The 18170-nt window shown below is 62.6% G+C and carries 19 protein-coding genes; 8 read left to right on the top strand and 11 right to left on the bottom strand.

Going from position 1 to position 18170, the window contains the following annotated elements; all coding sequences use genetic code 11:
- Window positions 1-121: 121 nt before the first annotated feature.
- From A9D15_RS03265 to A9D15_RS03255, 3 genes are read left to right on the top strand one after another with little or no spacing between them, the layout of a single operon-like run.
- Window positions 122-1105: an ABC transporter ATP-binding protein gene (locus A9D15_RS03265; protein ID WP_082924219.1), complete on the top strand. Its 984-nt coding sequence runs from the start codon at window positions 122-124 to the stop codon at window positions 1103-1105.
- Entirely contained in the window at window positions 1102-1875 is a 774-nt protein-coding gene (locus A9D15_RS03260) for an ABC transporter permease (RefSeq protein WP_066761724.1), read from the top strand. Before A9D15_RS03265 ends, A9D15_RS03260 begins: the two co-directional genes overlap by 4 nt.
- A 19-nt stretch (window positions 1876-1894) precedes the next feature.
- Window positions 1895-2830, top strand: coding sequence for a DUF481 domain-containing protein (locus A9D15_RS03255; RefSeq protein WP_066761722.1), 936 nt, complete (start codon window positions 1895-1897; stop codon window positions 2828-2830).
- 9 nt (window positions 2831-2839) lie between these two features.
- On the opposite strand, the gene A9D15_RS03250 is transcribed toward A9D15_RS03255, so the two are convergent.
- Window positions 2840-3601 carry a TSUP family transporter gene (locus A9D15_RS03250; RefSeq protein ID WP_066761721.1) on the bottom strand — a complete coding sequence of 254 codons (762 nt, stop codon included), beginning with the start codon at window positions 3599-3601 and terminating at the stop codon, window positions 2840-2842.
- A 70-nt stretch (window positions 3602-3671) separates the two neighbouring features.
- Here A9D15_RS03250 and A9D15_RS03245 point away from each other — a divergent pair, with 70 nt between their 5' ends.
- Both A9D15_RS03245 and tgt read left to right on the top strand, forming a co-directional pair.
- Complete coding sequence (locus A9D15_RS03245) at window positions 3672-4244, top strand: alpha-ketoglutarate-dependent dioxygenase AlkB (RefSeq protein WP_066761719.1); 573 nt, start codon at window positions 3672-3674, stop codon at window positions 4242-4244.
- 85 nt (window positions 4245-4329) lie between these two features.
- Complete coding sequence (gene tgt, locus A9D15_RS03240) at window positions 4330-5451, top strand: tRNA guanosine(34) transglycosylase Tgt (RefSeq protein ID WP_066761717.1); 1122 nt, start codon at window positions 4330-4332, stop codon at window positions 5449-5451.
- A 15-nt stretch (window positions 5452-5466) separates the two neighbouring features.
- Here the strand turns inward: tgt and A9D15_RS03235 are convergent, their stop codons facing one another.
- A complete protein-coding gene (locus tag A9D15_RS03235) occupies window positions 5467-5655 on the bottom strand; it encodes a hypothetical protein (protein ID WP_066761715.1) in 189 nt (62 codons plus the stop codon).
- A gap of 142 nt (window positions 5656-5797) precedes the next feature.
- Window positions 5798-6412: a 30S ribosomal protein S4 gene (rpsD, locus tag A9D15_RS03230; protein WP_066761806.1), complete on the bottom strand. Its 615-nt coding sequence runs from the start codon at window positions 6410-6412 to the stop codon at window positions 5798-5800.
- A gap of 233 nt (window positions 6413-6645) precedes the next feature.
- Between rpsD and A9D15_RS03225 the strand changes: the two genes are divergently transcribed.
- On the top strand, window positions 6646-6957 hold the full coding sequence (locus A9D15_RS03225; RefSeq protein ID WP_066761713.1) for a chorismate mutase: 312 nt from the start codon (window positions 6646-6648) through the stop codon (window positions 6955-6957).
- Between the two features lie 4 nt (window positions 6958-6961).
- On the opposite strand, the gene A9D15_RS03220 is transcribed toward A9D15_RS03225, so the two are convergent.
- Genes A9D15_RS03220 through rpiB form a run of 5 tightly spaced genes read right to left on the bottom strand, consistent with a single transcriptional unit; the run spans window position 6962 to window position 10072 of the window.
- Window positions 6962-7678 (bottom strand): RNA methyltransferase, encoded by a 717-nt coding sequence (locus tag A9D15_RS03220; protein WP_066761711.1) that lies wholly within the window; start codon window positions 7676-7678, stop codon window positions 6962-6964.
- A 5-nt stretch (window positions 7679-7683) separates the two neighbouring features.
- Window positions 7684-8145: a transcriptional regulator NrdR gene (nrdR, locus tag A9D15_RS03215; protein ID WP_066761710.1), complete on the bottom strand. Its 462-nt coding sequence runs from the start codon at window positions 8143-8145 to the stop codon at window positions 7684-7686.
- Between the two features lie 10 nt (window positions 8146-8155).
- Window positions 8156-8317, bottom strand: a complete 162-nt coding sequence (locus A9D15_RS16390; protein ID WP_156521628.1) for a hypothetical protein — start codon at window positions 8315-8317, stop codon at window positions 8156-8158.
- Window positions 8318-8327: 10 nt separating this feature from the next.
- Window positions 8328-9623 carry a serine hydroxymethyltransferase gene (gene glyA / locus A9D15_RS03210; protein WP_066761709.1) on the bottom strand — a complete coding sequence of 432 codons (1296 nt, stop codon included), beginning with the start codon at window positions 9621-9623 and terminating at the stop codon, window positions 8328-8330.
- An 11-nt stretch (window positions 9624-9634) separates the two neighbouring features.
- Window positions 9635-10072 (bottom strand): ribose 5-phosphate isomerase B, encoded by a 438-nt coding sequence (gene rpiB / locus A9D15_RS03205; protein ID WP_066761802.1) that lies wholly within the window; start codon window positions 10070-10072, stop codon window positions 9635-9637.
- Between the two features lie 199 nt (window positions 10073-10271).
- Between rpiB and A9D15_RS03200 the strand changes: the two genes are divergently transcribed.
- Window positions 10272-11789: a catalase gene (locus A9D15_RS03200; RefSeq protein WP_066761708.1), complete on the top strand. Its 1518-nt coding sequence runs from the start codon at window positions 10272-10274 to the stop codon at window positions 11787-11789.
- A gap of 588 nt (window positions 11790-12377) precedes the next feature.
- On the opposite strand, the gene rpoD is transcribed toward A9D15_RS03200, so the two are convergent.
- The 3 genes from rpoD to A9D15_RS03180 are packed head-to-tail and all read right to left on the bottom strand — an operon-like array spanning window position 12378 to window position 16802.
- The gene (gene rpoD, locus A9D15_RS03190) at window positions 12378-14402 is read right to left on the bottom strand and encodes an RNA polymerase sigma factor RpoD (protein WP_066761704.1); all 2025 of its coding nucleotides are present in this window, start codon (window positions 14400-14402) and stop codon (window positions 12378-12380) included.
- 51 nt (window positions 14403-14453) lie between these two features.
- The gene (gene dnaG / locus A9D15_RS03185; protein ID WP_066761702.1) at window positions 14454-16337 is read right to left on the bottom strand and encodes a DNA primase; all 1884 of its coding nucleotides are present in this window, start codon (window positions 16335-16337) and stop codon (window positions 14454-14456) included.
- 12 nt (window positions 16338-16349) lie between these two features.
- Complete coding sequence (locus A9D15_RS03180) at window positions 16350-16802, bottom strand: GatB/YqeY domain-containing protein (RefSeq protein ID WP_066761700.1); 453 nt, start codon at window positions 16800-16802, stop codon at window positions 16350-16352.
- A 149-nt stretch (window positions 16803-16951) separates the two neighbouring features.
- Here A9D15_RS03180 and carA point away from each other — a divergent pair, with 149 nt between their 5' ends.
- The gene (carA, locus tag A9D15_RS03175; protein ID WP_066761698.1) at window positions 16952-18136 is read left to right on the top strand and encodes a glutamine-hydrolyzing carbamoyl-phosphate synthase small subunit; all 1185 of its coding nucleotides are present in this window, start codon (window positions 16952-16954) and stop codon (window positions 18134-18136) included.
- Window positions 18137-18170 lie beyond the last annotated feature (34 nt).

The raw sequence follows: 18170 nt of genomic DNA, 5'->3' as shown, positions 1-18170 counted from the left end.
AGTTTGTTGGAGAAGACACGAGCCAGGTAAGCACGTGCTGAGGCTTCTTCGCGGATGCAGCGCGGGCGTTCATTGATTTTCGTCAAACGGTCGTTTTTTCTTCCTACCTTGCATCGCGCGAATGAAGGCACACATTGCCGCGGTGACCGATCCAATCCTGAAAATCACCTGCCTCGACAAGACTTACCCAGGGCGCGGCGCTGCTCCGCCCGTAAAGGCGCTCGACAATGTCGACCTCGAAATCCGCAAGGGCGAGATATTCGCGCTCCTCGGCCCGAACGGAGCGGGCAAGACGACGCTGATCGGCGCGGTCTGCGGGCTCGTACGCCCGACCGGCGGGACCATCGAGGCTTTCGGGATGGACCTGAAGCACGAATGGCGGAAGATCCGGGCGCGCATCGGCCTCGTGCCCCAGGAAATGGCGGTCGATATCTTCGAGACCGTGCACCACGCGGTGACCTATTCGCGCGGGCTGTTCGGACGGCCTGCCGACGGCAAGCGGATCGAGGAAGTGCTGAGGGCACTGAGCCTGTGGGATAAGCGTGACAGCCAGCTTCGCATGCTTTCGGGCGGGATGAAGCGCCGCGTGCTGATCGCCAAGGCGCTGGCGCATGATCCTGACCTCTTGTTTCTCGACGAACCGACCGCAGGCGTCGACGTCGAACTGCGCCGCGACATGTGGAAGCAGATCGACGTGCTGCGCGAACTGGGCGTCACCATCATTCTGACCACTCACTACATTGAAGAGGCCGAGGAGATGGCCGACCGTGTCGGCGTGATCGACAAGGGCCGTATCCTGCTTGTCGACGACAAGGCATCCATCATGACCCGCCTAGGCCGGACCGAGGCAAGCTTTGCCCTCAATGCGCCGATGACCGTCATTCCGGCCAGCATCGCCCACGAAGGCCTCGCGCTTTCCGACGACGGCATGGCGCTTACCTTCCGTGGCGGCGACGGGGCAGGGGGCGGCAAGGAAGCCGTCGCCGAAGTCGCCCAGCGGCTTGCCCGCGAAGGGATCGGCTATTCCGCGATCGACGTACGCGAATCGAGCCTTGAGGACATTTTCGTGAAGCTGGTCGAAGACCGGCCGGAGATCGCGGCATGAGGGCAGGTTTCAACGCAGTCAGCGCGTGGGCCATCTACAAGCGCGAAGTCTCGCGGGCATGGCGAACGGTGTTCGGCACGATCATTTCGCCCGTGCTCACGACATGTCTCTATTTCATTGTCTTCGGCGCGGCCATCGGCTCGCGCATGAACGACATCGGCGGCGTGAACTACGGGGCGTTCATCGTGCCGGGCCTGCTGCTGCTTACGCTTCTTTCGGAGAGCACGTCTAACGGCAGCTTCGGCATTTACATGCCGCGATTTACCGGCGCGATCTACGAACTGCTGTCCGCACCCGTCAGCGTGGCCGAGACGCTGGTGGGTTTCGTCGGCGCGGCGGTGACCAAATCGCTGATCATCGCGGCGATTATCCTCGTCACGGCGACGCTGTTCGTTGACTATACGATCGCGCATCCGATTCTGGCCTTTGTCTACATCGTGCTTGTCGCGTCCTCGTTCTCGCTTTTCGGGTTCATCCTCGGGCTTTGGGCCGACGGGTTCGAGAAGTTGCAAATGGTGCCGCTGCTGGTGCTGACGCCGCTGACGTTCCTTGGCGGCACGTTCTATTCGATCGACATGCTGGCCGAACAGTGGCGCACGGTCGCGTTGTTCAACCCGATCGTCTATCTCGTATCAGGCCTGCGCTGGACGTTTTTCGAGCAGTCGGACGTTACGATCGGCGTCGCATTTGCCGCTACGGCCGGCTTCCTCGCTCTTTGTATCGGCATAATCACGTGGATATTCCGGACCGGGTGGCGACTTCGCGACTGATTTGCTAGCGGCCTCGCCCATGAAATGGACTGCCGCACTTTCGACCGCTGCCATCGCCCTCGTCCTGCCTGTCGCAGCACAGGCAAAACTGCCCGAACCCGTCCTGAAAATGATCGCCGCTGCCGAAGCGACGAAGGACCCGGCGCAAGTAGCCGCTGTCTATGCTGCGGCAGAGGCCGCCTATCCCGAGGAAGTCGAGGCGCTGGCCAAGCGCAAGCAGAGTTTCGACGGCATGGTCGAGAAGTGGGCCGAGCGCGAAGCTCTCTTGGCCAAGGAAGCGATCCGCACCGCGAGCATCTTCGACCGCTGGGAAGGCAAGGGCGAGCTTGGCGCAATCCGCGCGACCGGCAACAGCGACGACCTTGGCCTGACCGCGGCGCTCGGCGTCGAGCGGATCGGCATTGACTGGCGCCACAAGGTCATTGTGCAGGCCGACTACCAGCGAAGCGACGGCGATACCACGCGTGAACGGTTCTTGCTGTCCTACGAGCCGAATTTCGACATTGGGGAAAGCAGCTTCATCTACGGCCTCACGCAGGCAGAGCGGGACCGGATTCAGGGCTATTCCTCGCGCTTCTCGGTCTCGGGCGGTCTCGGCCACCGCGTCTTCGACCGCGAGAACCTCGCGCTTGAAATCAAGGCCGGCCCCGCGTGGCGCACGACCAGGGTGATCGAGGAAATCGAGCCCAACGTCGATCGCGAGAGCTATTTTGCGGGACTTGGCGCGATGAATTTCCGCTGGAAGTTCGCGCCAAACCTGAAGTTCACACAGAAAGCCAGCGCCTTCGTGCAGAGCGGGAACGACACCTATACCAGCCTGACGGGGGTTGAGGCTGCGATGGGCAGCGGCCTTTCGGCGCGGTTGTCGTACCGTTTCGTCCACGACACCAGTCCGCCAGACGATTCGGCCAAAACCGATACGCTTTCGCGCATCACGCTGATCTACGACTTCTGAACCTCGGGATCAGCCGGGAAAGAACCAGCCGTAAAGCAGCTTTGCCGTCAGCAGCAGGCTGATCGTGACGAGCAGCGGGCGGATCAGCTTTGCGCCATGCTTCACGGCGAACTTCGATCCGATCCACGACCCGGTCATGGCACCCACGGCCATGCACAGGCCCAGCGTCCAGATGACCTTTCCGCCCAGCGCGAAGACGATCACGCTGGCGACGTTCGTGGTCATGTTGAACAGCTTTGCGTGACCGGTCGCGGCCGTCAGGCCTTCACCGCGCAGGCCCACCAGCGAAGCGGCGAAGAACCCGCCCGCGCCGGGGCCGAAGAATCCGTCGTAAAATCCGATTGCCCCGCCCACCGGCGCATAGCCCTTACGCGTCACCAACTCGTGCGATTTCGTGTCGTCCATGCGGGGTGAGAAGATGACGTACGCCGCAACCCCCATCAATAGCAGCGGCACGACCAGTTCGAGCACGCGGGTCGAGATCTGCTGCACCATAAGCGATCCGGCGACTGCGCCGACGAAGGCGATCAGCGCCAGCCACTTTTCCTTGCGCCATTCGACCAGGCCCGCGCGCGAATAGTTACGGAACGCCATCGTCGTCGCCGCCAGAGACTGCACCTTGTTCGTTCCCAGCGCCAGAGATGGCGGCAGACCGGCAAAAAGCAGCGAGGGCATCATGACGAGCCCGCCGCCGCCCGCGACCGAGTCCAGAAAGCCGGTGAACACCGCCACGAGGGCCATGACGGCAAGAAGCCAGAGTTCGATTTCCATGCCCCCTCCATAGCGAAGGCTACGACGAGAGGAAGGTGGTCTTTCGTGCCTTGCTTACCATATTCGGGCGATGACCTTGCAGCTCGATCTCTTCGGTGCGGATGACGCGGCAGCGCCGCCCGCGGGCTTGTCTCTTTCGGGCAGACTGGTCGAGCCGGACGAGGACGCCCGACTGGCAGATCTGATCGACGCGACCGGATTATCCCCGTTCCGTTTTCAGCAATGGACCGGCAAACGGATGACGCGCTCTTTCGGGTGGCATTATGATTTCGAAGGCGGCGGCATCGCGCATGCCGAGCCCATGCCCGACTGGCTGGCCGACATACGCCAGCGCACGGTTTCAGCCTTTGGTGATGATCCTGCGCATTACGAACAGGCCCTGCTGATCCGCTACGATCCTGGCGCGGGTATCGGGTGGCATCGCGACAGGCCGCAGTTCGGGCGCGTGATCGGGTTGTCGCTAGGCACACCTGCCACAATGCGGCTGCGCAAGCGGAGCGGCGCTGGCTTTGAACGCACCAGCTTCGAACTCGAACCCGGCCATGCCTACCGGCTGGACGGGCCGGCTCGACGTGAATGGGAACATTCGATCGTGCCGTTGGAGCAGCCCCGTTGGTCGATCACATTCAGGACGCTGGCCTGAGGGGTCTTGTTTGAGGGGGCTGACCTGAAGGTATGATCCCACAGGCTGGCGCTTGCCCTTGCAAGCGGCTAGGGGCCTGCTTCTCATGACCCGATTTGCCTTCACCATCCACGCCCGCGACGGCAAGGCGCGCACTGGCGAGATCGCCATGAAGCGCGGCGCCATCCGCACCCCCGCTTTCATGCCCGTCGGTACTGCCGCCACGGTCAAGGCCATGAAGGTCGAGGACGTGCGCGCAACCGGCGCCGACATCATTCTTGGCAATACCTACCACCTGATGCTGCGTCCGGGTGCGGAGCGCGTGGCGCGGCTTGGCGGGCTGCACAAATTCATGGGCTGGGACCGCCCGATCCTTACCGACAGCGGCGGATACCAGGTGATGAGCCTGTCGGACCTGCGCAAGATCACCGAGGAAGGGGTGAGCTTCAAGAGCCACCTCGACGGGTCGAAGCACATGCTGACGCCCGAACGCTCGATGGAAATTCAGCGGTTGCTCGGCTCCGACATCGTCATGGCTTTCGACGAATGCCCGCGCGCCGATCAGGACCGCGATGTCATCGCGCAAAGCATGGAAATGTCGATGCGCTGGGCGAGGCGCAGCCGCGAAGGTTTCGACAGTGGCGAGGAACACGCCGCGCGTTCGGCGCTGTTCGGCATCCAGCAAGGCGCTCTGGACGAGGAACTGCGCGGCATTTCCGCGCAGAAGCTGAGCGAAATCGGCTTCGACGGCTACGCCATCGGCGGCCTTGCCGTGGGTGAAGGGCAGGAGGCAATGTTCGCCACACTGGACTTTGCGCCGGGGCAACTGCCCGACGATTGCCCTCGCTACCTGATGGGGGTCGGCAAGCCCGATGATCTTGTCGGCGCGGTAGAGCGCGGGGTCGACATGTTCGATTGCGTCCTACCGAGCCGTTCCGGCCGCAACGGGCAGGCGTTTACGTGGAACGGTCCTCTCAACATCCGCAATGCGCGGTTTGCAGAGGATCAGGAGCCGCTGGACGACCGTTGCACTTGCCCGACCTGCGGCAAGTATTCGCGCGCATACCTGCACCACCTCAACAAGGCAGGCGAGATCCTTGGCGCGATGCTGATGACGGAACACAACATCTCGTTCTACCAGCAGCTGATGCAGGCGATGCGCGATGCGATTGCGGGCGGCCGTTTCGCAGCGTTCGCCGCAGAGTTCAGGCGCAACTATCTGCGCTGAACCGTCTGGTGTCGATCAGGCGGCGAGCGGCGCGTCGTCGTCAGGCGAATTTCGCACCTGCAATTGCGTGTCGCGGTATTTGAAAAACTGCCCGCTGGCCTTGTCGTAATATCCTGCCCCGATCGCTGCAGCCTGCTTCATGGCGAGCTTCAGTTCGGGGTACCACTTGCCGATCCGGTTGGGCGTGATGAAACGGTATTGCATAGTGCCGGATAAATGCCTGAAACCTGCCTGCGGTTCCCGGATAAGGCCCTGATCACACTGAAAAATCATTAGCGGATTGCACAAACGAAAAAGGGCGGGAAAGCCCGCCCTTTTCCTTGAATTCGTGTCGTCACCCGACTGATCAGCGCGAGTAGAACTCGACGACCAGGTTCGGTTCCATGCGGACCGGATAGGGCACTTCGTCAAGCGTCGGAACGCGGGTGAAGGTCACCTTGTCGTTGCCGTCGGTCGAAACATAGTCGGGGATCTCACGCTCGGGCAGGCTCTGCGCTTCGATGATCAGTGCCATCTCCTTGGCCTTGTTGCCGAGGCTGATGACGTCGCCGACGCGGATGCGGCGCGACGGGATGTTGCACTTCACGCCGTTCACGAGAATGTGGCCGTGGTTGACGATCTGGCGAGCGGCGAACACGGTCGGCGCGAACTTGGCGCGGTACACAACCATGTCGAGGCGCTGTTCGAGCAGGCCGATCAGGTTCTGGCCGGTGTCGCCCTTCATCCTCGACGCGTCGAGGTAGGTCGCCTTGAACTGCTTCTCGGTGACGTCGCCGTAGTAGCCCTTGAGCTTCTGCTTGGCGCGCAGCTGCAGACCGAAGTCGCTGATCTTGCTCTTGCGGCGCTGACCGTGCTGGCCGGGGCCGTAGGAACGCTTGTTGACGGGGCTGTTCGGGCGACCCCAGATGTTCTCGCCCATACGACGGTCGAGTTTATGCTTGGCGCGGGTGCGCTTCGTCATGATCATTCTCCAATATGCTGTCCCTGCCACCATGACAGGGCCAAAGCCCGGCATCGCACCACCTGGCCATCTGCCAGATGCGGCCACCGCTTCACCGGGGTGCGGGACCTATCGGGAACGGACCTGTAGCAGGCCCGACCGACGTGGATGCGCGCCCCTTAAAGGAATGCGCTGCGGTGTCAAGCAAAAGGGCCTCTCGACACGGGGCGAAGGCTTGGGCAAAGCGCGGGCCCATGAACACACCTTTGAAGTCGCCTGAAGACTGCGAGACGATGGCCGAAGTCCGCGCCGGTGTCGACGCGACCGACCGTGCCCTGATCGACCTTCTTTCCACCCGATTCGGCTACATGCGCGCCGCCGCCCGGATCAAGCCCGAACGCGGCCAGGTCCGCGACGAGGAGCGTAAAGCGGCGGTCATCGATGCTGCCAAGGCCGACGCTTTGGCGAAGGGCGTGCCAGTGGACCTGATCGCGGAATTCTGGGAAAATCTCGTGGAGACGTCGATCGCCTACGAGATGGAGGAATGGGACCGCATCCGGTCCTGATCCCTTACACCTTGTCGGGCTTGCCCAGTGCGGAAAGCACACCTCGCATGGTCCGCACCTCAAGGTGGTTCCAGCCCGGTTTGGTCAGCATGTTGCGCAGCGTCCGCCTGGTCGCGGCAGCGCGGCTTTCGGGAAAGAAATAGCGCTTGGGTTCAAGCAGGCCTTCCAACTGCGCGATCATGCCGTCGAGCTGGTCCTGCGGGGCAGGGGGTAGCACCTCTTCCTGCGTCGGCTGAGCGAGAACGGCGGCCTGGGTCTTCGACCACTCGTAAGCCATCAGGATCACGGCCTGAGCCAGGTTCAGCGAGCCGAATTCGGGGTTGATCGGCACCGTCACGATATTGCGTGCAATGGCAACGTCGTCGGTTTCAAGGCCTGAGCGTTCCGGCCCGAACAGGATCGCGTGGCGGCCACTGGCCGTTGTTATCTCGCGTGCGGCTTCCTCGGGCGTCAGGACGGGTTTGGTCACGCCGCGCTTGCGTACCGTGGTCGCGTGGACATGTTCGCAATCGGCGACCGCGTCGGCGACGGTTTCGTAAACTTGCGCCTTTTCCAGCACGATGTCCGCGCCGCTGGCGGCCGGGCCTGCACTGGGGTTGGGCCAGCCGTCACGCGGGGCGACGAGGCGCATTTCGGTAAGTCCAAAGTTCAGCATGGCACGCGCGGCCTTGCCGATATTCTCGCCCAGCTGCGGGCGGACGAGGACGATAACGGGGTTCATGGGGGTCAGTCCTTGGCCGCGTCGCGCACGGTTTCGGCGAACTGGGCAAAGTCCTGCGCTTCGCTGAACTCGCGATAGACACTGGCAAAGCGGATATAGGCGACAGGGTCCAGCTGGCGCAGCCCTTCCATCACCATCTCACCGATTTCAGCGGCCTTGATCTCGCTCTCGCCCCGGGTTTCGATCTGGCGCTGCACGCTGGAGACAAGGCGGTCGATCCGCTCCTGCTCGATCCCGCGCTTGCGGCAGGCGAGGTTGATCGCAAGTTCGAGCTTCGTGCGGTCGAAAACCTCGCGGCGATCCCCGCTTTTCAGCACGTATATCTCACGAAGCTGGATGCGTTCGAAAGTCGTGAACCTTGCGCCGCAGCCTTCGCACTGACGGCGCCGACGGATAGCCGCGCCGTCTTCTGCGGGGCGGCTATCCTTTACCTGGCTCGATTCGTTGGCACAGAACGGGCAGCGCAAATCGTGTCCTTCAGATCTTGCCCTTGGCCTTCGCATAGCCGAGCCCGCCGCCGACGATACCGCCGATGATAGGGCCCACGAAGGGCACGGGGATCGCGATAAGCGCGCCGATCGCGCCCCATTTTAGGGCGGTCTTGGTCTCGGGCGTCATCTGGCTGCCGTTTTCGGCCATTTTGAACTCCTCAGCTGTAGATCGGGAATCGATCGCACAGCTCTTCGACGCGCTGGCGCACGTTCTGTTCCACCTGGGCATCGCCTTCTTCACCGCAGCGGGCCAGACCGTCGAGAACGTCGGCGACCATGTGGCCGATCGCCTTGAATTCTTCCGCGCCGAAACCGCGGGTCGTCCCGGCGGGCGAGCCGACGCGGATGCCGCTAGTCTTTGTCGGCGGCAGCGGGTCGTTCGGGATCCCGTTCTTGTTGCAGGTGATGCCTGCACGCTCCAGCGCCTCGTCAGCGTCCTTGCCGGTGACGCCCAGCGGGGTGAGGTCGATCAGCGCAAGGTGCGTGTCGGTGCCGCCCGAAACGATCTCCGCGCCGCGCTCCTTCAGCGTCGCGGCGAGGACCTGTGCGTTCTCGACAACCTTCTTGGCGTAATCCTTGAACTCGGGGCGGAGCGCCTCGCCGAAGGCCACGGCCTTGGCGGCGATGACGTGCATCAGCGGGCCGCCCTGAAGGCCTGGGAACACGGCCGAGTTGATCTTCTTGGCCAGCTTCTCGTCGTTGGTCAGGATCATGCCGGCACGGGGCCCACGCAGCGTCTTGTGTGTCGTGGTGGTCGCGATGTGGGCGTGCGGGAAGGGCGAGGGGTGGACGCCTGCTGCGACGAGACCCGCGAAGTGCGCCATGTCGACATGGAGCAGCGCGCCGACCTTGTCGGCAATCGCGCGCATGCGGGCGAAATCGATGATGCGCGGATAGGCGCTGCCGCCAGCGATGATCAGCTTGGGCTCGTGCTCAAGCGCCAGTGCCTCGACCTCGTCATAGTCGATGAGGTGCGTGTCGGGCGTGACGCCGTACTGGACGGCATTGAACCACTTGCCCGAAAGCGCGGGGCGTGCGCCGTGGGTAAGGTGGCCGCCTGCATCGAGGCTCATGCCCATGATCGTATCGCCCGGCTTTACCGTGGCGAGCAGAACTGCGCCGTTTGCCTGTGCGCCCGAATGTGGCTGAACATTCGCGTATTCACACCCGAACAGCTGCTTGGCGCGTTCGATAGCCAGCGTCTCGACCTCGTCCGAGGGCGCGCAGCCCTGATAGTAACGCTTGCCGGGATAGCCTTCGGCATACTTGTTCGTCAGGACCGAGCCCTGTGCTTCGAGCACGGCCTTGGAGACGATGTTTTCCGAAGCGATCAGTTCGATCTGCTTGCGCTCACGCGACATCTCGGCGTCGATTGCCTTGGCGATCGCGGGATCGGTTGCGGCCAGATCGTCGGTGAAGAAGCCGGGTGCGCGGATGATGGTGTCGGTGGTCATGCTTGGCTCACTCAGCAAGAGGGGTTGGTAAGCTTGTCGACGCGGCCGGCGTGGCGGCCTCCGCCGAATTCGGTCGAAAGGAATGCGTCGAGGCAGGCCTTCGCCATGTCGATGCCGGTCAGGCGTGCGCCCATGGCAATGACGTTGGCGTCGTTGTGTTCGCGGGCCAGTGCTGCCGAAAGCGGTTCGGAGACCAGCGCGGCGCGGCATTTCGGTTCGCGGTTGACGGCGATGGATATACCGATGCCCGATCCGCAGAGCGCGACGCCGTATTCGACGGTCCCGTCCGCAACGATCGAGGCAAGCTTGTAGCCATAGTCGGGATAATCGACGCGATCCGCGGTTTCGGGACCGAGATCGGCGACCTCGTGGTCCAGTTCGATCAGGTACTCGCGCAAGGCGGCCTTCAGGTCGACGGCGGCGTGATCGGATGCGATGGCAATGCGCATGAAGCTTTCCGTGTCGCTAATGGGATTCGGCTCGCGCCTGCGCATAGTGCGAAGAACGGGGAAACGCCACCGCTATTGGACGCTTGCCGGGGAAAGCGATCAGGCTGATCGGAAAAACCGCCCGCGCTTGCGGAACTTAGCCCATCGGCAATCGCTTGATGCACGAGAGAACACTCCATTGCATCGAAAGGGCCCGCACATGGCCGACAGCACGAAAGTCCCGCACACCACCACCGACGCAGGCATCCGCGTCCAGAGCGACGAACACTCGCTGACGGTGGGGCCGGACGGGCCCATCGTCCTCAACGATCACTACCTCCTTGAGCAGATGGCCAACTTCAACCGTGAGCGTATTCCCGAACGCCAGCCCCACGCCAAGGGCAGCGGCGCGCACGGCTATTTCGAAGTGACGCAGGACGTTTCGAAGTACACGAAGGCCAAAGTCTTTCAGCCCGGCACGAAGACCGACGTGCTGATGCGTTTTTCGACCGTTGCGGGCGAGCGCGGCAGCCCCGACACCTGGCGCGATCCGCGCGGCTTTTCGGTGAAGATGTACACCGATGACGGCAATTTCGACATGGTCGGAAACAACACGCCGGTGTTCTTCATCCGGGACCCCATCAAGTTCCAGAACTTCATCCGCAGCCAGAAACGCCGCGCCGACAACGGCCTGCGCGATCATGACATGCAGTGGGACTTCTGGACCCTGTCACCCGAATCCGCGCATCAGGTCACTTATCTGATGGGCGATCGCGGCGTGCCGAAGAATTGGCGCGAGATGAACGGCTATTCCAGCCATACCTACAGCCTCGTCAACGCCGAGGGTGAGAAGTTCTGGGTCAAGTTCCACTTCAAGACCGACCTTGGTGACGGCAACGCCCACCTGACGCAGGAGGAGGCGGACAAGATGGCGGGCATGGACGGCGATTATCACCGCCGCGACCTGTTCAATGCCATTGCGGACGGCAACTATCCCAGCTGGACGCTCTATTGGCAGATCATGCCGTGGGACGAAGCCAAGACCTATCGCCTCAACCCGTTCGACCTGACCAAGGTCTGGCCGCACGCGGATTACCCGCTGATCAAGGTTGGCAAGCTGGTGCTGAACCGCAATCCCACCGACTTTCATACCGAGATCGAGCAGGCGGCGTTCGAGCCGAACAACATGGTGCCGGGCATTGGCCTGTCGCCGGACAAGATGCTGCTGGCGCGCGGATTCTCCTATTCCGACGCGCACCGTGCGCGGCTTGGCGTCAACTACAAGGAAATTCCCGTAAATCGCCCCCAAAGCCCGGTCCATTCCTATTCGAAGGACGGGGCAGGGCGCACCATCGGCGTCACCGATCCGGTCTATGCGCCCAACTCCTACGGCGGTCCCGCTGCTCAGCCCGACATGGGCGCGGAGGCCGGCACCTGGTATTCGGACGGCGACATGGTGCGCGCAGCTTATACCTTGCGCGAAGACGACGATGATTTCAGCCAGGCCCGCGCGCTGATCAATGACGTGATGAACGATGACGAGCGCGAACGGCTGGTCATGAACGTCACCGGCCACTTGTGTGACGGCGTCAGCGAGAAGGTGCTTGTTCGCGCTTTCGACTACTGGAAGCAGATCGACGGTCCGACAGGTGACAAGATCGAGAAAGCGGTCCGCGAAAAGCTGGGCGGCGAATCCAAGGCGAAGGGCATGGCCTCGGCGCTATCGATCTCGGGCTGATTGGCTTCAGGCAAAGCAGGAGAGGGCCGGTCCTTCGCGGGATCGGTCCTTTTCGTTCGTCCATCGCAAACGCGATGAGAGCAAACGCTCTCTATAAGAATGCAGTAAGATGTCCGGCTGACGACGGCTATGCCCCAAGTCTCGTGCCGGCCTCCGAGAAGGCGCTGGCGATCCATCGCAAGCAGGTTGCAACGCTGGGCCAAGGTGGATGCGGCGACCGAAGTCTGTCCGGACTAAGACATGGTCAATCGCGCGCACCCGGACCTTTTCCGCGAGGCCATTGCGGGCGGTTTGGGCAGGGTTAACCGCATCAGCTGCCTACGCGCTAACGCCTCGCGCATATGAGCCATGAGGAACTCGACAACGCCAAAGAGCTCGGCGACGGCAATCCGGAATAATTCGGAGAGCGGCACGGCGAACTGGCACCAATTCTGCCGAACCCGCGGGTGTTGCGCGCTTGCTTCGGCACCGATCACCGGCACATTGGGGCGTCTAGCCGCGATGTCCGAGACGCCTGTCTCAGCGCCTTAGCCCAAAAGAAAAACCCCGCCTCTACAGGGCGGGGTTTTGTCTTGTTCGCTGTAGCGCTTACTGGTCGAGGAAGGAGCGCATCTTTCGGCTCCGGCTCGGGTGCTTCAGCTTCCTGAGCGCCTTTGCCTCGATCTGACGGATACGTTCGCGGGTAACCGAGAACTGCTGGCCGACTTCTTCCAGCGTGTGATCGGTGTTCATGCCAATACCGAAACGCATGCGAAGCACACGTTCTTCACGCGGGGTCAGCGAGGCAAGGACGCGGGTAACCGTTTCCTTGAGGTTCGCCTGGATCGCGGCGTCGACCGGGATGATTGCGTTCTTGTCCTCGATGAAATCGCCAAGGTGCGAATCTTCCTCGTCGCCGATCGGCGTTTCGAGGCTGATGGGTTCCTTGGCGATCTTCATCACCTTGCGGACCTTTTCGAGCGGCATCGACAGACGCTCTGCCATTTCCTCGGGCGTGGGCTCGCGGCCCTGCTCATGCAGGAACTGGCGCGACGTACGGACCAGCTTGTTGATCGTCTCGATCATATGGACCGGAATACGGATCGTGCGCGCCTGGTCGGCGATGGAACGGGTGATGGCCTGACGGATCCACCAGGTCGCATAAGTCGAGAACTTGTAGCCGCGGCGATACTCGAACTTGTCGACGGCCTTCATCAGGCCGATGTTGCCTTCCTGGATGAGGTCCAGAAATTGCAGACCGCGGTTCGTGTACTTCTTCGCGATGGAAATCACGAGACGCAAGTTCGCCTCGACCATTTCCTTCTTCGCGATACGGGCTTCACGCTCTGCCTTCTGCACCATGTTCACGATGCGGCGGAATTCGTGCAGCGCCATGCCGGTCTGCGAAGCGATGTCGGCGATTTCGGCGCGGATGCGTTCGACCGAGTCGGCTTCCTTCTCGGCGAAGGCAGCCCACTTCTTGTCCTTCTTCGACATCTCGGCAAGCCAGGTGTCGTCAAGCTCGTGCCCGACGTAGCTTTGCAGGAAATCGGCGCGCTTTACCTTGTGCCGTTCGGCAAGGCGCAGCATCTGGCCGCCAAGGGCGGTCAGGCGGCGGTTGAAGGCGTACAGATTGTCGACGAGGAATTCGATCTTCGTCGCGTGGAACTGTACGGACTCGACCTCTGCGGTCAGGTCTTCGCGCAGCTTCTCGTACTTGTTTTCCTTCGCGGTCGGGAAACTTTCGCCACGACCCATCGCCTCGACGCGTTCTTCCTGAAGCTTCTCGAAGGTCTTGAACAACTTGGTGATGCGGGCGAACCGTTCGATGGCGTCGGGCTTCAGCGCCGCTTCCATCTGCGCGAGCGAGAGGGTGTTGTCCTCATCGTCGTCGTCGTCCTTGCGGCGGCTCGAACCTTCTTCGCCGTCCTCGCCCCCTTCGGACTCGTCTTCGTCGTCGTCATCGTCCTCCTTGTAGGAGGGGCCGGCCGTTTCCTCGGAAATCTCGCCGTCGCCTTCGTCCTCGTCAGTAAGGTTCTCGGGCGCAGGCTCCTTCGACAGCATCGCGTCGAGATCGAGGATCTCGCGCAGCTGCATTTCCTCGTTGTTGAGGGCTTCTGACCACTGGATGATGGCGTGGAAGGTGATCGGGCTTTCGCAAAGGCCCATGATCATCATGTCGCGGCCAGCCTCGATGCGCTTGGCGATGGCGATTTCGCCCTCGCGGCTGAGCAGTTCGACCGCGCCCATTTCGCGCAGGTACATGCGGACCGGGTCGTCGGTACGCTCGATCGTTTCCTTCTTCTTGGCAGGGGCCTTGTTGGCCGAGCCGGTCGAAGGACTGTCGTTATCGTCATCGTTGTCGTCGTCGTCGTTGCCGATTTCGCCGGGACTGCCGTCCTCGCCGTCGGAATCGTCATCGCTCTCGACGATGTTGACGCCCATCTCGCTGATCGCGGCCATGATGTCCTCGATCTGCTCGGAGGACATCTGGTCGGATGGAAGCGCCTCGTTCAGCTCGTCATACGTGATGACCCCGCGCTTTTTGGCGCGGGCGATGAGTTTCTTGATGGAGGCTTCGTTGAGATCGATCAGCGGAGCATCGCCGCTTTCGTTCTTTTCCTGTGTCGCCATTACCGAAATATATTCCCGTATCCCTCGAGCCGGCCGTCAAAGTCGCGATCTTCAGGCCGACGCATTCGCGCGCGATGCCGCCATTTGCATGAGACGGCGTTCGAATTCCAGCTTTCTCTTTAGCAACCGCTGCTGTTCGGCGTAGGCTCCTTCCGGATCCTCGGCAAAACGCGCGGTCGCCTCGGCAAGGGCGGTCTCGATTGCGGGCCTTTCGACCAGCAGCTCGATCGCCTGTACCAGTCCTCTCGTGGCCTCGTGCTCCTCTGCGTGATCGGACAAGAAGGCAAATTTCATGCCGCCGATCGATTCCCTGTCGGGTAGGGCCAGTCCACGTCGTTGCAATATGGACGTAACTTCACCCGTTTCAAGCGGCTGCGAATCGATTTCCGCCGTAAATTTTCGCGTTTCCGCCGCTTCCAGCATGGCGTCGAGTACGCGGGCCTGAACGGCATCGTCGGGATGCAGCGCGGCGAGGCGGTTGCTCTCGTCACCGATCACGCCTGGATGGCGGCACAAGCCCACGATTACCGCGGTAATAAGCCGGTTGCGGGCAGCAGCGGGCGTGAGCTGTTTGAGCCTTCCCGAAGGCGGCTCGCTACCGGGGCGACCCGGGAATGACCCGCGCCCTTTCTGGAACGAGCCGCGCTGAAAGCCTGATCGTTGTTCGCGCGGCGGAAAAGCAAACTCGCTATACCGGTCCAGCAGCTCCCGGCGATAGAGCGAGCGGATGTCGGGGTGCTGGATCGTCTCGGTATGTTCGATGAGCCGCGCCTTCAGCCCGGCCTTGTCCTCGGGCGTGCGCAGCGGCTGTGCGTCGCGCTCGAACCGCCAGATCGCGTCGAGCAGCGTCTCACCCTTCGCCAGCAGCGCTTCCATTGCCTGTGCCCCATCGCGACGGATGAGGTCGTCGGGGTCCATCTTTTCGGGCAGAGTGACGATGGAAAGCGAATGCCCCGGCTTCAGCATCGGCAGCGCCCGCGCAATCCCGCGCAGCGCCGCGCGCTGGCCCGCGCTGTCGCCGTCGAAGCAGAGCGTCGGTACGGGGACGAGCCGCCAGATCAGCTCAAGCTGGTTCTCGGTCAGCGCAGTGCCCATCGGCGCGACCGCTTCGCCCATGCCTGCGCCAGCCAGAGCGATTACGTCCATGTAGCCTTCGACCACGATGATCCTGTCCGTTTGGCGCGAGGCAGCGGCGGCGCGGTGCAGGTTGTAAAGCGTTCGCCCCTTGTCGAAGACCGGCGTATCGGGGCTGTTCAGGTACTTCGGCGCATTCGGCGTATCGGTCAGAATACGCCCGCCAAACGCGATCACGCGGCCCCGCCGGTCCTGAATGGGCAGGATGAGGCGGCCTCGGAACCTGTCATAAGGCTCCTTACCCTCGACATCGATGAGGAGCCCCGCCTCGATCAGCATCTCTTTCGGAAAGCCTGACAGCGCCTGGGCAATCGCCCCGCGATCGTCAGGGGCATAGCCGAAACCGAATTCGCGAATCGCCGCCGCAGATATGCCGCGCTTTTCCAGATAGGCCCGCGCCTGCGTGCCTGCGGGCGAGGCGAGGTTGTCGACGAACCAAGCCTGCGCCGCGGCCATCACGTCGTGAAGCGAGGCGCGCTGTTCCGCAGCCTTCGCCATGCGCGGGTCGGGGGCGGGGACTTCCATCCCCGCTTCCGCTGCCAGTTCCTTCACCGCGTCCATGAAGGGCATTCCCCGCTGATCGGTCATCCAGCGGATGGCATCGCCATGCGCGCCGCAGCCGAAGCAGTGGTAGAAACCCTTTTCGTCGTTGACGGTAAAGCTGGGCGTCTTCTCGTTATGGAAAGGACAACAGGCCTTGAACTCGCGCCCCGCCTTGGTGAGCCGCGTGGTACGACCGATCACGCCCGAAAGCGTGATGCGGCTCCGCAGTTCGTCCAGCCATTGGGGTGAGAGCGCCATCGCCCACCCGTATTAGGAAAGAGACGCCTTCACCAGTCCGCTGGCCTTGCTCATGTCGAGCTGTGCACCGTGGCGTGCCTTCAGCTCGGCCATGACCTTGCCCATGTCCTTCATGCCGGTGGCGCCGGTCTCGGCCTTGATCGCCTCGATCGCGGCCTTGGTGTCTTCCTCACTCATTTGCTGAGGGAGGAATTCCTCGATCACCTTCATTTCCGATTCTTCGGCGGCAGCCAGTTCCTCACGCCCGCCCTGTCGGTACATCTCGATCGATTCGCGGCGCTGCTTGGCCATCTTCTGCAGAACCTCGATCACCATCGCGTCGTCGTCGGGCTGGGTCTCCGCAGTGCGAAGCTCGATGTCGCGGTCCTTGATCTTGGCGAGGATCAGGCGGACAGCGGCAAGGCGTTCCTTGTCCTTGGCCTTCATGGCATCGATCTGGGCGGCCTTCAGGTCATCGCGAAGCATGTGTCTTGGTCTTTCGGTCTAATGCGGTGGATTGAGGCGCCGATAGCGAAAAGAAACCTGTCCGGCCACCTTGACGCTGCACTTGCACACCTCTAGCGACCGAGCCTTAGCACGCATCGCTGGATTCTAAGATAACGGAGCGCCTTTTTATGGCAGACGCCGCACCTTCGCACGCGCCTCAACCAAAGGGAGCGACGGCCGTCTTGGTCTTTGCCGACGGCCACGTGGCCTGGGGCCGCGGATTCGGCGCTGTCGGCGATGCGGTGGGCGAACTTTGCTTCAACACCTCGATGACCGGTTATCAGGAAGTGATGACCGACCCGTCCTACGCGGGCCAGTTCGTCTGCTTTACCTTCCCGCATATCGGCAACGTCGGCACCAACCCCGAGGACGTTGAAGGGCTGTGCGATTCGGCACTGGGCTGCGTCGTTCGTGAGGATGTGACCGACCCGTCCAATTTCCGCTCGATGGGCGACCTGCCGCAGTGGATGGCGGAGAAGGGCAAGATCGGCATCGCCGGGCTCGACACCCGCGCGCTGACCCGCCGGATCCGCATCCAGGGCGCGCCCAACGTGGTGATCGCGCACGATCCCGACGGCAATTTTGACCTGAAGGCACTCCACGCCAAGGCGGAAGGATGGCCGGGTCTGGAAGGGATGGACCTTGCCAAGACCGTGGCGCGTTCGTGCCATCAGGACTGGACCGGCGGGCACTGGACGCTTGGCGAAGGCTATGACGAGCCGGGCGCCGAAGGCCGCCCCCATGTCGTGGCGATGGACTTCGGCGCGAAGGACAACATTTTCCGCAACCTCGTGAAGGCGCGCGCGAAAGTGACCGTGGTTCCGGCAGAGGCGAGCTATGAGGACATCATGGCCCTGAACCCCGATGGCGTGTTCCTTTCGAACGGCCCCGGCGATCCGGCGGCGACGGGCGTATACGCGGTGCCGGTGATCAAGCAGCTTCTGGACGCGGACGTGCCGCTGTTCGGCATCTGCCTCGGCCACCAGATGCTGGCGCTGGCCGCTGGCGCCAAGACCTCCAAGATGTTCCAGGGCCACCGCGGCGCGAACCACCCGGTCCAGCGCGTAGGCGGCGTCTGGGGCGAGACCGAGGGTCTGGTCGAGATCACCAGCATGAACCACGGCTTCGCAGTCGACGGCGACACGCTGCCCGCGGGCGTGATCGAAACGCACAAATCGCTGTTCGACGGCACCAATTGCGGCATCGCGATCAAGGACAAGAAGGCGTTCGGCGTGCAATATCATCCCGAAGCCAGCCCCGGCCCGCAGGACAGTTTCTATCTGTTCGAGAAGTTCGTGAGCAGCCTCGGCTGACCAGAGCCAAGACGCACCCCCTCAAGATTACGTC

It is taken from the genome of Croceicoccus pelagius (assembly GCF_001661915.1).
Classification (GTDB): domain Bacteria; phylum Pseudomonadota; class Alphaproteobacteria; order Sphingomonadales; family Sphingomonadaceae; genus Croceicoccus; species Croceicoccus pelagius.
Note: the sequence above shows the minus strand (reverse complement) of the source record. Positions and strands in the feature narration are given on the sequence as shown.

Coding starts and splice junctions, on each gene's coding strand:
- A9D15_RS16390 (WP_156521628.1), bottom strand. CDS start 8,317: ATGGCCGAAAACGGCAGCCAGATGACGCCCGAGACCAAGACCGCCCTA.
- A9D15_RS03265 (WP_082924219.1), top strand. CDS start 122: ATGAAGGCACACATTGCCGCGGTGACCGATCCAATCCTGAAAATCACC.
- tgt (WP_066761717.1), top strand. CDS start 4,330: ATGACCCGATTTGCCTTCACCATCCACGCCCGCGACGGCAAGGCGCGC.
- A9D15_RS03250 (WP_066761721.1), bottom strand. CDS start 3,601: ATGGAAATCGAACTCTGGCTTCTTGCCGTCATGGCCCTCGTGGCGGTG.
- A9D15_RS03245 (WP_066761719.1), top strand. CDS start 3,672: ATGACCTTGCAGCTCGATCTCTTCGGTGCGGATGACGCGGCAGCGCCG.
- dnaG (WP_066761702.1), bottom strand. CDS start 16,337: ATGGCGCTCTCACCCCAATGGCTGGACGAACTGCGGAGCCGCATCACG.
- rpoD (WP_066761704.1), bottom strand. CDS start 14,402: ATGGCGACACAGGAAAAGAACGAAAGCGGCGATGCTCCGCTGATCGAT.
- A9D15_RS03255 (WP_066761722.1), top strand. CDS start 1,895: ATGAAATGGACTGCCGCACTTTCGACCGCTGCCATCGCCCTCGTCCTG.
- A9D15_RS03235 (WP_066761715.1), bottom strand. CDS start 5,655: ATGCAATACCGTTTCATCACGCCCAACCGGATCGGCAAGTGGTACCCC.
- carA (WP_066761698.1), top strand. CDS start 16,952: ATGGCAGACGCCGCACCTTCGCACGCGCCTCAACCAAAGGGAGCGACG.
- A9D15_RS03260 (WP_066761724.1), top strand. CDS start 1,102: ATGAGGGCAGGTTTCAACGCAGTCAGCGCGTGGGCCATCTACAAGCGC.
- A9D15_RS03200 (WP_066761708.1), top strand. CDS start 10,272: ATGGCCGACAGCACGAAAGTCCCGCACACCACCACCGACGCAGGCATC.
- rpiB (WP_066761802.1), bottom strand. CDS start 10,072: ATGCGCATTGCCATCGCATCCGATCACGCCGCCGTCGACCTGAAGGCC.
- glyA (WP_066761709.1), bottom strand. CDS start 9,623: ATGACCACCGACACCATCATCCGCGCACCCGGCTTCTTCACCGACGAT.
- rpsD (WP_066761806.1), bottom strand. CDS start 6,412: ATGACGAAGCGCACCCGCGCCAAGCATAAACTCGACCGTCGTATGGGC.
- A9D15_RS03220 (WP_066761711.1), bottom strand. CDS start 7,678: ATGAACCCCGTTATCGTCCTCGTCCGCCCGCAGCTGGGCGAGAATATC.
- A9D15_RS03180 (WP_066761700.1), bottom strand. CDS start 16,802: ATGCTTCGCGATGACCTGAAGGCCGCCCAGATCGATGCCATGAAGGCC.
- A9D15_RS03225 (WP_066761713.1), top strand. CDS start 6,646: ATGAACACACCTTTGAAGTCGCCTGAAGACTGCGAGACGATGGCCGAA.